Here is a 13,023-nt window from a genome sequence, read left to right on the forward strand (position 1 = left end):
CTTCTCAGGCTCTTTCAATATATTCACCGGTTCTTGTGTCTACTTTTACTTTTTGTCCCACTTCAACAAAAAATGGAACTGTTGTTTTTAATCCAGTCTGTAAAATTGCTGGTTTTCCTCCTCCTGAAGCAGTATCTCCTTTAAAATTAGGTTCTGTTTCAACAACTTCAAGTACCACAACTGTTGGCAATACTATTCCAACAGGTTTTTCATCATAGAATGTTAAAGTAACTTCGAGATTGTCTATTAAATAATCTTTAGCATCTGCAACATCTTCTTCTGATAATAAATATTGCTCATATGTGTTTAAATCCATGAATACATAACTATCTCCATCGTGATATAAGTATTCAGCTGGTCTATATTCAAGAGCAGCTTCTTCAACCTTTTCACCAGAGTTGAAATTTTTATCTATTACATAACCTGTTTTTATATTCTTTAATTTTGTTTTTATTATTCCACTACCTCTACCTGTGAAATGTTTCTGCATTCCTAATACTCTGTATAATTCCCCATCTAAAAGTATAATCATTCCTTTTTTTAAATCTCCAACTACTACCATTCTTACATTCCTCCTATCTTTTTTCTTTTTTATATTATAATAAGATTTTTATCAAAAGTTGTTAATAATTCATAACCATCTTCTGTTACCAATACATCATCTTCAATTCTTATTCCAACTTCTCCTGGAATATAGATTCCCGGTTCTATTGTAATTATATCACCAGGTTGTGAGGTTTCAGTTGATAATTTAGATACTCTTGGACTTTCATGAACTTCAAGCCCTACTCCATGTCCAAGTCCATGTGAGAAATATTCACCATACCCTGCTTCAGAAATAATGTCTCTTGCTATCTTATCTATTTCAGAATATGCCAATCCAGGTTTTACACCTGCAACAGCAGCTTTCTGTGCCTTTAAAACTATTTCATATATTTCTCTATGTTTTTCTGAAATTTCACCAATAGCAATGGTTCTTGTAATATCTGAATTATAACCATTTGCATATGCTCCAAAGTCAATTACTACCAATTCACCTTTATTAATAGTTTTATCTGATGCAATCCCATGAGGTAAAGCACCTCTTGGACCTGATGCAACTATTGTTTCAAATGCATAAGTGTCTGAACCGAAAATTTTCATATTATATTCAAGTTTTGCTGCAAATTCTTTTTCTGTCATTCCTAATTTAAATGTATCCAATGTTTCTTGCAAAGCTTTTTCAGCTATTTCAACAGCTTTTTTTATATATTCTACTTCTTCCATTGATTTTGTTCTTCTTAATTCCAATAAAAGTTCTTCAGCTGGAATAAATGTATATTTTTCAAATTTCATTAATATATTTAAATATATATGAGAAGAAACAGTGTTAGCTTCAAATCCTATTTTTGCTCCTTCAGGTAATTCAATAAGTTTTTTTATTTCTTCTTCCAATTTTCCTTTTAAGATAATTGGTTTTTCTCCTGTTTGTTTTGTAGCCTGTTCTATGTATCTTCCATCTGTCATAAACTTTACTTCTTTTTCTGTTATTAAAACAACAGAAAAAGATCCGGTAAATCCTGTTAAATAGTATGATGATGGTTTTGAAGAGCTTTCAATATTAATAATTAAATATCCATCTAAACCTTTATTTGCCATTTTTTCTCTTAAGAGATTGATTCTGTCAAAAAACATGATCTATCCCCTTTCATAAATATTTTAATAAAACACTAAAATATATTATATCATAGTTAGGCTAAAAAAGTTTTAATTGTTTGGTATTTTTTTGATACTTTCTATGTTTTATTTTTTTCATACTCTTTAATTTATTTTCAAATTCAGTTTTGTTTGAAATTTCTTCCATAACCTCTTTTGCACGTGAAACAACTTCTGCCGGTAATCCTGCAAGTTTCGCTACTTCTATACCATAACTTTTATCACTAATTCCATCTTCTATTTTATGCATAAATATTATACCTGATTCTGTTTCCATAACCTTTACTCTTTTATTTAAAATCCCATCATAAAAATCCGCCAACATAGTAAGCTCCATATAATGTGTAGCAAAAATAGTATATGATTTTAAAATCTGATATATATATTCGGATGTCGCCCATGCAACACTTATTCCATCTATTGTTCCCGTTCCCCTTCCAACTTCATCAAGAAGAACAAGACTTTTTTCGTCAGCATTATTTAGAATACTTGAAACCTCTGACATTTCCACAAGAAAGGTTGATTTCCCGCTTACAACATCATCTTTTGCACCTATTCTCGTATATATATTGTTTAATATAGGCATTTCAGCATATTCAGCCGGAACAAATGATCCTATTTGTGCCATTATTGAGATAATTCCAATTTGCCTTAAATATGTAGATTTACCACTCATATTTGGTCCAGTTAAAATAACAAATCTCTTATTTTCATCAAGCATTATATCATTTGGCGTGAATTGTTCTACAAACCTTTCTACTACAGGATGCCTTCCATTTTTTATAATAAATTTATTATCAGAAAATATAGGTCTCACATAATTATATTTAATCGAGGCTTCTGCAAAACCACGTAAAATATCTATTTTTGAAATATTTTCAGCAAATATTTTAAGTGTTTTTACATATCTTTGTAAATCCCTTATTAAATCTTCAAAAATCCTCTTTTCAAGTTCATCTATCTTCTTTTCTGCTATACTAAATTTTTCTTCTAACTCTCTAAGTTCTTCTGTAATATACCTTTCAGAATTAACCAAAGTTTGTTTTCTTATATAATACCCGGGCACTTTATCGCTGTTTGCTTTTGTAACTTCAATATAAAAACCATATATTTTATTTCTTCCTACTTTAAGATTGGTAATTCCAGTTTTTTCTTTTTCTTTTATTTCTATTTCCTTTAGAAAATCTGAAGATTTTTCAAATATTTTTTTATATTGGTCAAGCTCCTCATTAAATCCTTCTTTTATTACTTTTCCTTTACCAATTTGATTGGAAGGCTCATCTACTATTGCACGTTTTAGTAATTCTTTTAATTCAAAAAACTCTTCAAGAGTTTCAAGACCTAACATTAGAAGTAATTCATTTATATATGGAATTACTTCTAATGTTGTTTTTAATGCCGTTAAATCGCGCGGAGTAGCTTTCATTAAAGAAATTCTTGATGCAATTCTTTCAACATCTCTTACAGCAGAAAGATACTCCTTTAATTCTTCCATAACCAGCTGATCATTTCTAAATATTTCCAGAATATCCTGCCTTTCTTCTATTTCTTTTTTTGATATTAATGGCTTTGATATCCACTGTTGAAGATGCCTTGCACCCATTGAAGTTTTTGTAAACTTCAATACATCATATAATGTTTTTCCTTTAGTTTCTTTATTTGGTAATAATCCGAGATTTAAAATAGTCGTTGAATCAAGAATCATATTATTAGATGTTTTAAATCTTTTAGGAAATGAAAAATGCGTTATTTTTTGTTTTTGGGAAACTTCAAGATATTTAAATACAGCTCCAAGAGCATAAATTTCTTCATCATTTAATTTTAGAACATCCGGGTTTAATATTCCATAACTTTCTTTAACTATATCAATATTATTTTTATTGAAATACCAATCTTCTAATTCTTCAACGTACAAACCTGGATAAGAATTTTTGATATTATTTTTTATATTTCTAAGATTGTTTGTTAATAACACTTGCACAAATGAATAGGAAGAAATAAAGTCCATAATTTCATTTTCAGTATATTCAAATGTGTCTATATACAAATCACCTGTACTAAAATCAAAAATCACAAAAACATATCCTTTTTTAGCAGGATATATTAATAACGAATATCTATTATTTTCATCTATCATATTTTCCTCAACAACTGTACCCGGAGTTAAAACCTGAGTAACCTCACGTTTTACTATACCTTTTGCTGTTGAAGGATCCTCCATTTGTTCACAAATAGCCACTTTAAAGCCCTGATCAAGCAGTTTTTTTAAGTAATTATCAAGCGCATGATGAGGAATACCGGCCATAGGATGACCATTTCTCTGGGTTAAAGTAATTTGAAGGGCTTCGCTGGTTATTTTTGCGTCTTCAAAAAAGGTTTCATAAAAATCACCTAGTCTAAATAAAACGAGACAATCCTTGTAATCTTCCTTTATTTCAAGATATTGTCTCATCATAGGGGTAAGAGTTTTAATAATATCACCTTCCCATTATTTCAGGGTGCTTTCGCACCCTGAATTTTTACATATAATAATGTTATTAATCAGGGCAAAAATGCCCTGATTAATGTTATTTTATTTAATTTCTTTTCGACTTTTTATTACTTTATCAATTAATCCATATTCTTTTGCTTCTTCAGCAGACATAAAGAAATCTCTATCTGCATCTTTTTCAATTTGAGAAACATCTTTTCCTGTATGTTCGCTTAATATTTTATTTAACATTTTCTTCATCCTTAAGATTTCCTGAGCCTGTATTTCTATATCCTTTGCAGTTCCCTGCGCTCCACCCCAGGGTTGATGAATCATAATCCTTGAATTTGGAAGAGCAAATCTTTTCCCTTTTGCACCAGCAGTTAACAACACAGCACCCATTGATGCAGCCTGACCTATACAAATTGTAGAAACATCTGGCTTTATATATTGCATAGTATCATATATTGCAAGACCTGCTGTAATAGAACCTCCAGGACTGTTTATATATAAATAAATATCTTTTTCTGGATCCTGAGCTTCAAGAAACAGCATTTGTGCTACAATAAGATTAGAAACATAATCATTAACTTCTGAACCAAGAAATATAATTCTATCTTTTAAAAGTCTTGAATAAATATCATAAGCTCTTTCATATCTACCACTTGATTCAACAACAACTGGTATAGGCATGCTCACTGTTCATTCACTCTCCTTATCTTTTCAAAAATCTTGTTTACTGGTATTGCTAATAAAAACATATGGCCGCTATCTGTAAATAATATTGATTTCACACTTTTTCCATAGGTTAAATCTACAAGACTTGTAGTATTTCTATGTTCTTTCTTTAATCGCTTAAAATGGGAGAATTTTTCTGGTATAATTGAATGTATCCTTTCTGCGATAATAAAAGAGTTTTTTGTTACATTTATGATAGCCATATTTTCACCTCCATCCTTTATATTATACACTGAAAATATTAAAAAATCAAAACGGAGGCGATAAAATGAGTGAAAATAATTTTATAGATGAAGTTATTATAACCGTATTCGGAGGCAAAGGTGGCGATGGCGCTGTAAGTTTTAGAAGAGAGAAATTTATTCCAAAAGGCGGCCCTGACGGCGGTGATGGTGGTGATGGCGGTAATGTAATAATAATGTCTACTGTAGAAAAAAACACATTAATGGATTTCAAACATAAAAAGAAGTTTAGAGCTGAAAACGGAAAAAATGGTCAGGGAAAGAAAATGTATGGTAGAAACGGTGAAGATTTAATAATAAAAGTCCCTGTTGGAACCCTTGTATATGATTATGAAACTAATGAATTAATAGCCGATCTTAAATATCCAAATCAATATGTTGTAGTCGCACGCGGCGGAAAAGGAGGAAAAGGAAATATTCATTTTACAAATTCCAGAGTTCAGGCTCCAACTATTGCAGAAAAGGGAATCGAAGGAGAATCAAGAGTTTTAAGATTAGAATTAAAGGTTTTAGCAGATGTTGGAATTATAGGATATCCTAATGTTGGTAAATCTACCTTAATTTCTGTTATTTCACGAGCTCGACCCAAAATAGCTAATTATCATTTTACTACTTTAATACCTAATCTTGGTGTTGTTGATATGGGTGATGGAAATTCTTTTGTTGTCGCAGATATTCCAGGATTAGTCCCTGGTGCTCATGAAGGCGTTGGGTTAGGAGATAAATTTCTAAAACACGTTGAAAGATGTTATTGTTTAGTGCATATACTCGACATTTCAGAAAGCGAAGGAAGAAAAGCTGAAGATGATTATTATACAATACGAATGGAATTGGAAAAATTTTCTGAAGAACTTGCTAAAAAACCTGAAATCATAGCAGTAAACAAAATTGATTTATTACCTGAAGACGAATTAGAAAAAAGGTTAAATAAACTTGAAGAAAAATTGGGCAAAAAAATCATTCCTATTTCCGCTGCTACAAGAAAGAATATAGATTTACTTTTAAATACTATATGGGATACAATCAAAGAAATGCGTATAGATAGGCAAAAGCAGATACTTGAATCTTTAAAAAATGCTCCTGATAAAATAAAATTAAAAATTAAACCTGTAGATGTTGATATACCTAAAAAAGTTAGATTTGAAATTATCAAATGGGATGAAGGTGTTTATGAAATTACCGGTCATGATGTTGAAGTGTTATTGAAAAAATATCCTATTGACCAAAAAGATGCAAGGCTGAAGATTTTACAAATACTTGAAAAAAGCGGTTTAGAAAGATTCCTTAAGAAAGTCGGTGTAAAAGAAGGAGATACCGTTTATCTTGGTGATTTCGCATTTGAATATATGGAGTGATATAAATGATTGTAATATTTGGTGGAACATTTAATCCACCTCACATTGGACATAGAATTATAGCCGAATATGCATATGATTATTTAAAACCAGATAAATTTTTAATTATCCCGGCTTATACTCCACCACATAAACTTGAAAATTCAGATATTGCAAATTATGACAAACGAATTGAATGGTGCAAAAATACTTTTCCATCTGAAAGATTTGAAATTTCCAGAATTGAGGAAAAACTTGATAAACCTTCTTATACACTACAAACGGTAAAATTTTTAAAAGAAAAATATAATGACGAAATATATTTATTAATTGGCGAAGATTCACTAATTAGCTTTCATACATGGTATAAATGGAAAGAATTACTAAAAAATGTTACTCTTGTTGTTTATAAGAGATTTTCTGAAAAATTAAAATTTGAAAATTATAATATTGAACATATCTTTTTAGATTCTCCAATAATAGAAATATCTTCAACAAATATAAGAGAAAGAATTAGAAAAAAACTCAGCATTTATGGAATGGTATCAGATTCTATAGTAGATGATATTTTAAAAACTTTTTAGAAAAATGAGGTGAATAAAATTAAATTAGGAATTCTACAATTTCCTCATAAAATAACCCTTTCAGAAAAAGTTTATACTGAATATTTTAAATTTCTAAATAGTGATTCTTCTTATAATTCTATAACTATTAATCCTGAACTTTTTGATTTTGAAATTGAAAAAATTTTAAATAGTTATGATGGTCTAAATGTCACTGTTCCTTTTAAAGAGAAAATAATGAAATATATTGATGTTATAGAAGACGCTTCAGTTTTAAAAGCAATAAATAATATTTACAATAAAATTGGTTATAACACTGATTGGATCGGGTTCATAAATTCATTAAAAGAATCAAATTATAACTTAAATGGAAAAATATTAATTTTTGGCGCTGGTGGTGTAGCACGCGCCATTGTTTATGGATTATACAAATTAGGTATCGATAAAGTCACAGTAATTAACAGAACATATGAAAGGGCTTTAAATTTAAAAGTTGAATTTCAGAAAATTATAAATATTATTCCATATCCGCTGGAAAAATTAAACAATGAATTAAAAGATACATCTATATTTATAAATGCTTCATCGTTAGGCATGTTTAATGAAAAATTGCCTATAGAACCCTCATATTTGAAAAACATTAAACTCGTATATGACGTTGTTTATTATAATACTCCTCTTCAAGAATTGGCAAAAGAATTAAACATAAACCTTATCACCGGTGAAAAAATGTGGTATTATCAGGCTATTGAAAATCTTAAAATATGGAATATATACGATGAATCAAAATTTAAGAAAGCTTTTCAGAACTTCAAAAAATGATATAATATTCTATGAATCTATTTAAATAAGGAGAGATTTTATGGCAAATGTATATTTGAAAAAAGGAATTAAAAGCAGGGTTGTAAATGGCCATCCCTGGATATATGAAAATGAAATAAATGAAATTCAAGGAGAATACGCTAACGGCGAGATAGTAAATGTTTTTTATAATAAGAATTTCATTGGAAAAGGATATATTAACGATAACTCAAAAATAAGAGTTAGACTTTTAACAAAAAAGAATGAAGAGATCGATAAAGAATGGATAAAAGGAAAAATTAAAAAAGCTATCGATTATAGAAAAATGATTTTTGGTAATGAAAATACCTTTAGATTAATATTTGGCGAAGGCGATTATTTCCCAGGACTTATCGTAGATAAATTCAATGATTATTTAGTCATTCAAATTAATACTCTTGGAATATATAAACTCAAGAATCATATTATCGATTCGTTAGTAGAACTCATTAATCCAAAGGGAATTTTCGAGAAAGATGATGAAAAAAGTGCTAAAATAGAAGAATTCGAATACACTGAAGGGTGGATATATAAAACAGGCCCTGAATTGATTCCATTTGAAATCAACGGAATAAAGTTTTTTGCCGATACGCTTGGACAAAAAACAGGATTCTTTTTAGATCAAAGATATAACGCTCTTAAAGTAAAAGAATTAGCTAAAGATAAAAATGTTCTCGATGGATTTTCATATACAGGAAATTTTGGTATCCATGCATTATCTGGCGGTGCAAAACATGTCACATTCCTTGATTATTCTGATAGAGCTTTATTTGTTCTTGAAAAAACTTTAAAAGAAAATAATATCTCAAAGGACAAATATGATTTATATGAAACAAATACATTTGATCAGCTTAGAAAATTTGACGGCGCAAATATCTATTTTGACTTTGTTATTATTGATCCTCCATCTCTAGCCAAGTCAAGAAGTTCAATAAAAAATGCTATAAGAGGTTATAAAGAATTAAATTTAAGAGCTATGAGAATAACAAAAAATGGTTCTTTATTTGCCACGGCATCATGTACACAATTGGTATATGACGAAGAATTCAAAAGAATCATTTTCGATGCAGCTAAAGATAATAAACTATTATTAAGACAAATATTTAAAGGAAATCAATCACCAGATCATCCTGTAGTATATAATATTTTAGAAACAGAATATCTTAAATTCTATATTTTCCAACTTGAAAATATGAAATTGTAATTATTTCTTGTTCTCTATAATCTATAAAAAAACAGCGCTTTCAAAAGCGCTGTTTTTAAATTATAGTTACAAATAGACTCATTATAAGAAATATGAATATCTGAAATTTTATATATTTGAGTTTTTGTTTCCCTAAATCTTCCTGAAAAACCAGAAAATTATTAATAAGAGTAATCAAAATATATAAAATAATAACTGTTTTAATTGACGGACTAACTAAATATAACATGAGTATATTTATAAGAGAGGTTAATCCATTTATTATAAGAAAAGCAAGAAAAAACTTCACTTTATCAATTTTGACTCTTAATATTTTTAGAATTAAAATATTGGCAATCATTTCTAAAGAAATAATCACAAATAACAAAATAGCGGAAAAAATTACTATCTTTTTTAAATCAACTGTATTTACAAAGATTTTAAGAAAACCATAAAAGTGTTCTTTAAAAATAATGTTATTGTTTATATATTCTAAAACAAATGATGTAAATATATATATTGTTCCAATTAGAGTAATAAAAAGAACAAGAAAATCCCATAACTTTTCCTTTAATACTTGATCCATATAATCACCCCATCTTTTAATTCATTTTTTATTATATCAAAAATATACGATTATTAATGTTAAAAAATAGTAAAAAGAACTTTTAATTTTTATTTTCTAATTTATTTCTATTTAAATATGATTTATTGAAACTAATTTACAAAGAAATATATTGTAAAAACGTTTTTTTTGATGTTATCTGAAGTATTTTTATAAAAAAAAACTCTGCATATCCATAATAGATATACAGAGTTTCTTGTAAATCTAAGTATTTCTGAAAACAAGAGGCATTACCTGTTTTTTTCTTGATACAATTCCTTCAAGATAGGATATTTTATCTGAAAAATCACGTCTAAATATTTTTTCAGCCAATTTATATTGACCAGCTGCAAATATATAAGAACCTTCTTTTAAAACATCAGTTAAAAGGAATAAAAATAAGATGTATCCTCTTTCTTCTACAATTTTTTCCATCTCATTTAAAATCTTATCCTTTCTTTTTAAAATACTTTCTACATCAATTACCTCTATTTGAGCAATTGCAATGGTTCCGCGAGATAATCTTGATTCTTTCAAATCTATTGTTAAAATTTGTTTTTCACTAAAATCTTCAAGATCAGTTTTAGCTTTATACATTTCTATACCATAATTTATAGCGTCAAGTTTTAATAAATTTGAAATTTCTTCAACTGCTTTTTTATCTTCATCAGTAGTAGTAGGTGATTTTAAAAGCATGGTATCTGATAATATTGCTGAAAGCATTACACCAGCGATTTCTTTTGGAGGAATAATATTGTGTTTTTTATATAAATCCCATATTATTGTATTTGTACATCCTACAGGTCTAATATGAGCAGTAATTGGAAGCCCTGTTTCCAATCCTCCTAATCTATGATGATCCACAATTTCAAGAATTTCAGCTTCTTCAATTCCTTCTACACTTTGGGATTTTTCCGAGTGATCTACTAATATAACTTTTTTCTGTTTTGGTTTTATCAAATCATGTCTTGTTATAATACCTTTTACATATCCATTTTTATCTACTACAACCGCAACACCTTTCTTATCCTGCATTAATTCCTCTTCAAAATCTTTTAGTATTTCATCAGGTGATGTGGTTAATGGATTTCTGCTCATTATTCTTTCCACATGAGTACTTAGACGTAATAACCTCCCTGCAACATATGTAGGATGAGGAGTTACAACTATCGGAATATTTTTCTCTTCAGCAAGATTTATTATTTTTTTTGAAGGAATAAAATCCCCTGTTATTATTAAACAGCTTACTCCACTCTCCAGTGCTATTTTTTGAACATCTTCCCTATTTCCTGTTATCAATACATCATTCTTTTTTAAGTATCTTTTAACTTCTTCTGCTGTCATTGCTCCAATTGTTGGACAACCCATTAATTTTTTATTTTCATCTCCAACAATTAATTTTGCATCCATTGTTTTTATAATATCTTTAACCTTTGGTGGATTCTCTTCAAGTGTAAAATTCTGTATTTCTTTCAAAAAATTTCTGGCTAATTCTCTTTCAGTTAAAAGGCCTATTAATTTATTCTCTTCATCAACAATTGGGATACTCTTAACATGTTTCTCTAACATCGTGTTTCCAATTTCAAATATTGTTGATTCTCTTTTAGCTAAAACAACATCTTTTACCATTGCATCTTTTACTTGAATGTATACATGTTCTAATAATTCCGGCTTATTTATGCTAAAATAATTCAAAACAAAATTACTTTCAGGATTTATATCTCCCAGTCTATATGGTTTATATGTATTATCATTATCTATTTGATTCTTTAAATAAGCATAAGATATTGCAGCAGCAATACTATCAGTATCAGGACGTTTATGACCTATTACATATATTTCATTTTTCATTTATATCACCTCACAATTTTTACAGAATATAATATCATTTTACCACATAAAAAAAACGGAGCTTACGCTCCGAAATTCCTTAATTTATTTTAAGGAGGATAGGGGTATTATTATGATAATACTAAAATGTTAAGATTAATATCAATTTATTATTCAAGTTCATGTATTATAAATTAAGAAATAAATAATCTTTTTTCAAAAAAAATGTTTTTTAAATTATACAAATAATGATATAATATACAGAGATTAAAAATTTTTCAGGAGGTGTTTTTGGTGAAAAAAACTTCAAAACTCTTAGTGGCAGTAGCGCTTATTGCAGCATTTTTATTTATTCCTAAAATTGGAATTTCTGAAAATTCCAGAGAAACAGGGAAAAACTTAAAAATAGCATTTGTACAAATGGAAAAAGTAACTCAGTCCTATTATAAATGGCAGGACTTACAGGAAAAATACAAAAACGACTTACAGTATTATCAGGGAAAAATCAATAAATTACAAAAAGAATTTGAAGACTTAAAAAACTCAGGTGCTACAAATGATGAATTGGTAAAAAAACAACAGGAATTACAGTTAAGAATTAATGAATATCAAAAAGCTATTCAGGATGAATACACAAAGAAGACAAATGAATTATTAGCAGAAGTAAAAGAAAAAATAGTGAAATACGCTAAAGATAATGGTTACAACTTAGTATTATATGAACCATCAGTTTTATATGCTGATGAATTAGTAGATATAACTCCGCAAATTATTGAAATGTTAAAAACAGCGGGTGTAAATTAATTCGATGGAAAAACATACACTTGTTTGCAAAAAAATTATAAAAAAGTATGGAAGAAAAATAGTTTTAAATGGAGTAGATTTTGAAGCCGGCACTGGTGAAATTGTTGGGATCCTTGGTCCCAACGGTGCCGGAAAATCTACTTTATTTAAAACTATTCTTGGTATTGTAGTACCTAAAAGCGGTGAGGTATTATTGGACAATATTAAAATAACTCATTTACCTGTACATATACGTGCAAAGAATGGAATTGCATATCTTCCACAGGAACCTTCTGTTTTTAGAAATTTAACTGTATGGGATAACATGGATTTAATTGCTTCCATGTTAAAAATTGAAAACAAAGAAAAAATCATTACAGATATATTAAGCGAATTTGGAATATTAGAACTTAAAAATCAAATTGCTGACTCCTTATCCGGTGGTGAAAAAAGAAGATTGGAGTTTGCAAGAACATTGCTAATGAAACCTAAATTTATTCTTCTCGATGAACCGTTTGTAGGAATTGATCCTATTACAGTAAAAGATATACAAAAAATCATCAAATCTCTTTCTAAAAGAGGGTTAGGTGTAATTGTTACAGATCACAATGTTGATGAAATTGCTGAAGTTGTTGATATATTATATGTCGTTCATAAAGGTAATGTTATTGCTCATGGAAAACCTGAAGAAGTTTTAAAAGATGAAAAAGTTATTGAAAATTATCTGGGTTGGTGATATAA

General features: G+C 28.5%; 13 protein-coding genes. 6 read left to right on the forward strand and 7 right to left on the reverse strand.

Features of this window, described 5'->3' with window-relative positions; genetic code table 11:
- Positions 1-4: 4 nt before the first annotated feature.
- From efp to LN42_RS01505, 5 genes are all read right to left on the reverse strand, one after another.
- Positions 5-562 (reverse strand): elongation factor P, encoded by a 558-nt coding sequence (gene efp / locus LN42_RS01485; protein WP_014295764.1) that lies wholly within the window; start codon positions 560-562, stop codon positions 5-7.
- A gap of 29 nt (positions 563-591) precedes the next feature.
- A complete protein-coding gene (locus LN42_RS01490; RefSeq protein WP_075780174.1) occupies positions 592-1,674 on the reverse strand; it encodes a Xaa-Pro peptidase family protein in 1,083 nt (360 codons plus the stop codon).
- Positions 1,675-1,735: 61 nt separating this feature from the next.
- Positions 1,736-4,150, reverse strand: coding sequence for a DNA mismatch repair protein MutS (gene mutS / locus LN42_RS01495; RefSeq protein ID WP_232223912.1), 2,415 nt, complete (start codon positions 4,148-4,150; stop codon positions 1,736-1,738).
- Between the two features lie 117 nt (positions 4,151-4,267).
- Positions 4,268-4,858 (reverse strand): ATP-dependent Clp endopeptidase proteolytic subunit ClpP, encoded by a 591-nt coding sequence (clpP, locus tag LN42_RS01500; protein ID WP_041638420.1) that lies wholly within the window; start codon positions 4,856-4,858, stop codon positions 4,268-4,270.
- 2 nt (positions 4,859-4,860) lie between these two features.
- The gene (locus LN42_RS01505) at positions 4,861-5,106 is read right to left on the reverse strand and encodes a DUF370 domain-containing protein (protein WP_014295768.1); all 246 of its coding nucleotides are present in this window, start codon (positions 5,104-5,106) and stop codon (positions 4,861-4,863) included.
- 65 nt (positions 5,107-5,171) lie between these two features.
- Here LN42_RS01505 and obgE point away from each other — a divergent pair, with 65 nt between their 5' ends.
- The 4 genes from obgE to LN42_RS01525 are packed head-to-tail and all read left to right on the forward strand — an operon-like array spanning position 5,172 to position 9,086.
- Positions 5,172-6,500, forward strand: a complete 1,329-nt coding sequence (gene obgE, locus LN42_RS01510; RefSeq protein ID WP_014295769.1) for a GTPase ObgE — start codon at positions 5,172-5,174, stop codon at positions 6,498-6,500.
- A 5-nt stretch (positions 6,501-6,505) separates the two neighbouring features.
- Positions 6,506-7,063 (forward strand): nicotinate (nicotinamide) nucleotide adenylyltransferase, encoded by a 558-nt coding sequence (nadD, locus tag LN42_RS01515; RefSeq protein WP_014295770.1) that lies wholly within the window; start codon positions 6,506-6,508, stop codon positions 7,061-7,063.
- A gap of 9 nt (positions 7,064-7,072) precedes the next feature.
- Positions 7,073-7,864: a shikimate dehydrogenase gene (locus tag LN42_RS01520; protein ID WP_083635616.1), complete on the forward strand. Its 792-nt coding sequence runs from the start codon at positions 7,073-7,075 to the stop codon at positions 7,862-7,864.
- A 40-nt stretch (positions 7,865-7,904) separates the two neighbouring features.
- The gene (locus tag LN42_RS01525) at positions 7,905-9,086 is read left to right on the forward strand and encodes a class I SAM-dependent rRNA methyltransferase (RefSeq protein WP_014295772.1); all 1,182 of its coding nucleotides are present in this window, start codon (positions 7,905-7,907) and stop codon (positions 9,084-9,086) included.
- Between the two features lie 55 nt (positions 9,087-9,141).
- Here the strand turns inward: LN42_RS01525 and LN42_RS01530 are convergent, their stop codons facing one another.
- Together LN42_RS01530 and LN42_RS01535 are read right to left on the reverse strand one after the other, a co-directional pair.
- Positions 9,142-9,651 (reverse strand): hypothetical protein, encoded by a 510-nt coding sequence (locus tag LN42_RS01530; protein ID WP_014295773.1) that lies wholly within the window; start codon positions 9,649-9,651, stop codon positions 9,142-9,144.
- Positions 9,652-9,894: 243 nt separating this feature from the next.
- Entirely contained in the window at positions 9,895-11,520 is a 1,626-nt protein-coding gene (locus LN42_RS01535; RefSeq protein WP_014295774.1) for a putative manganese-dependent inorganic diphosphatase, read from the reverse strand.
- A gap of 273 nt (positions 11,521-11,793) precedes the next feature.
- Here LN42_RS01535 and LN42_RS01540 point away from each other — a divergent pair, with 273 nt between their 5' ends.
- Positions 11,794-12,303, forward strand: coding sequence for an OmpH family outer membrane protein (locus tag LN42_RS01540; RefSeq protein WP_014295775.1), 510 nt, complete (start codon positions 11,794-11,796; stop codon positions 12,301-12,303).
- Positions 12,304-12,307: 4 nt separating this feature from the next.
- The gene (gene lptB / locus LN42_RS01545; RefSeq protein WP_014295776.1) at positions 12,308-13,018 is read left to right on the forward strand and encodes an LPS export ABC transporter ATP-binding protein; all 711 of its coding nucleotides are present in this window, start codon (positions 12,308-12,310) and stop codon (positions 13,016-13,018) included.
- The last annotated feature ends 5 nt before the right edge of the window (positions 13,019-13,023 follow it).

It is taken from the genome of Marinitoga sp. 1137 (assembly GCF_001941525.1).
Lineage (GTDB): Bacteria > Thermotogota > Thermotogae > Petrotogales > Petrotogaceae > Marinitoga > Marinitoga piezophila.

Coding starts and splice junctions, on each gene's coding strand:
- nadD (WP_014295770.1), top strand. CDS start 6,506: ATGATTGTAATATTTGGTGGAACATTTAATCCACCTCACATTGGACAT.
- mutS (WP_232223912.1), bottom strand. CDS start 4,150: ATGATGAGACAATATCTTGAAATAAAGGAAGATTACAAGGATTGTCTC.
- LN42_RS01505 (WP_014295768.1), bottom strand. CDS start 5,106: ATGGCTATCATAAATGTAACAAAAAACTCTTTTATTATCGCAGAAAGG.
- obgE (WP_014295769.1), top strand. CDS start 5,172: ATGAGTGAAAATAATTTTATAGATGAAGTTATTATAACCGTATTCGGA.
- LN42_RS01535 (WP_014295774.1), bottom strand. CDS start 11,520: ATGAAAAATGAAATATATGTAATAGGTCATAAACGTCCTGATACTGAT.
- lptB (WP_014295776.1), top strand. CDS start 12,308: ATGGAAAAACATACACTTGTTTGCAAAAAAATTATAAAAAAGTATGGA.
- LN42_RS01490 (WP_075780174.1), bottom strand. CDS start 1,674: ATGTTTTTTGACAGAATCAATCTCTTAAGAGAAAAAATGGCAAATAAA.
- LN42_RS01530 (WP_014295773.1), bottom strand. CDS start 9,651: ATGGATCAAGTATTAAAGGAAAAGTTATGGGATTTTCTTGTTCTTTTT.
- efp (WP_014295764.1), bottom strand. CDS start 562: ATGGTAGTAGTTGGAGATTTAAAAAAAGGAATGATTATACTTTTAGAT.
- LN42_RS01525 (WP_014295772.1), top strand. CDS start 7,905: ATGGCAAATGTATATTTGAAAAAAGGAATTAAAAGCAGGGTTGTAAAT.
- clpP (WP_041638420.1), bottom strand. CDS start 4,858: ATGCCTATACCAGTTGTTGTTGAATCAAGTGGTAGATATGAAAGAGCT.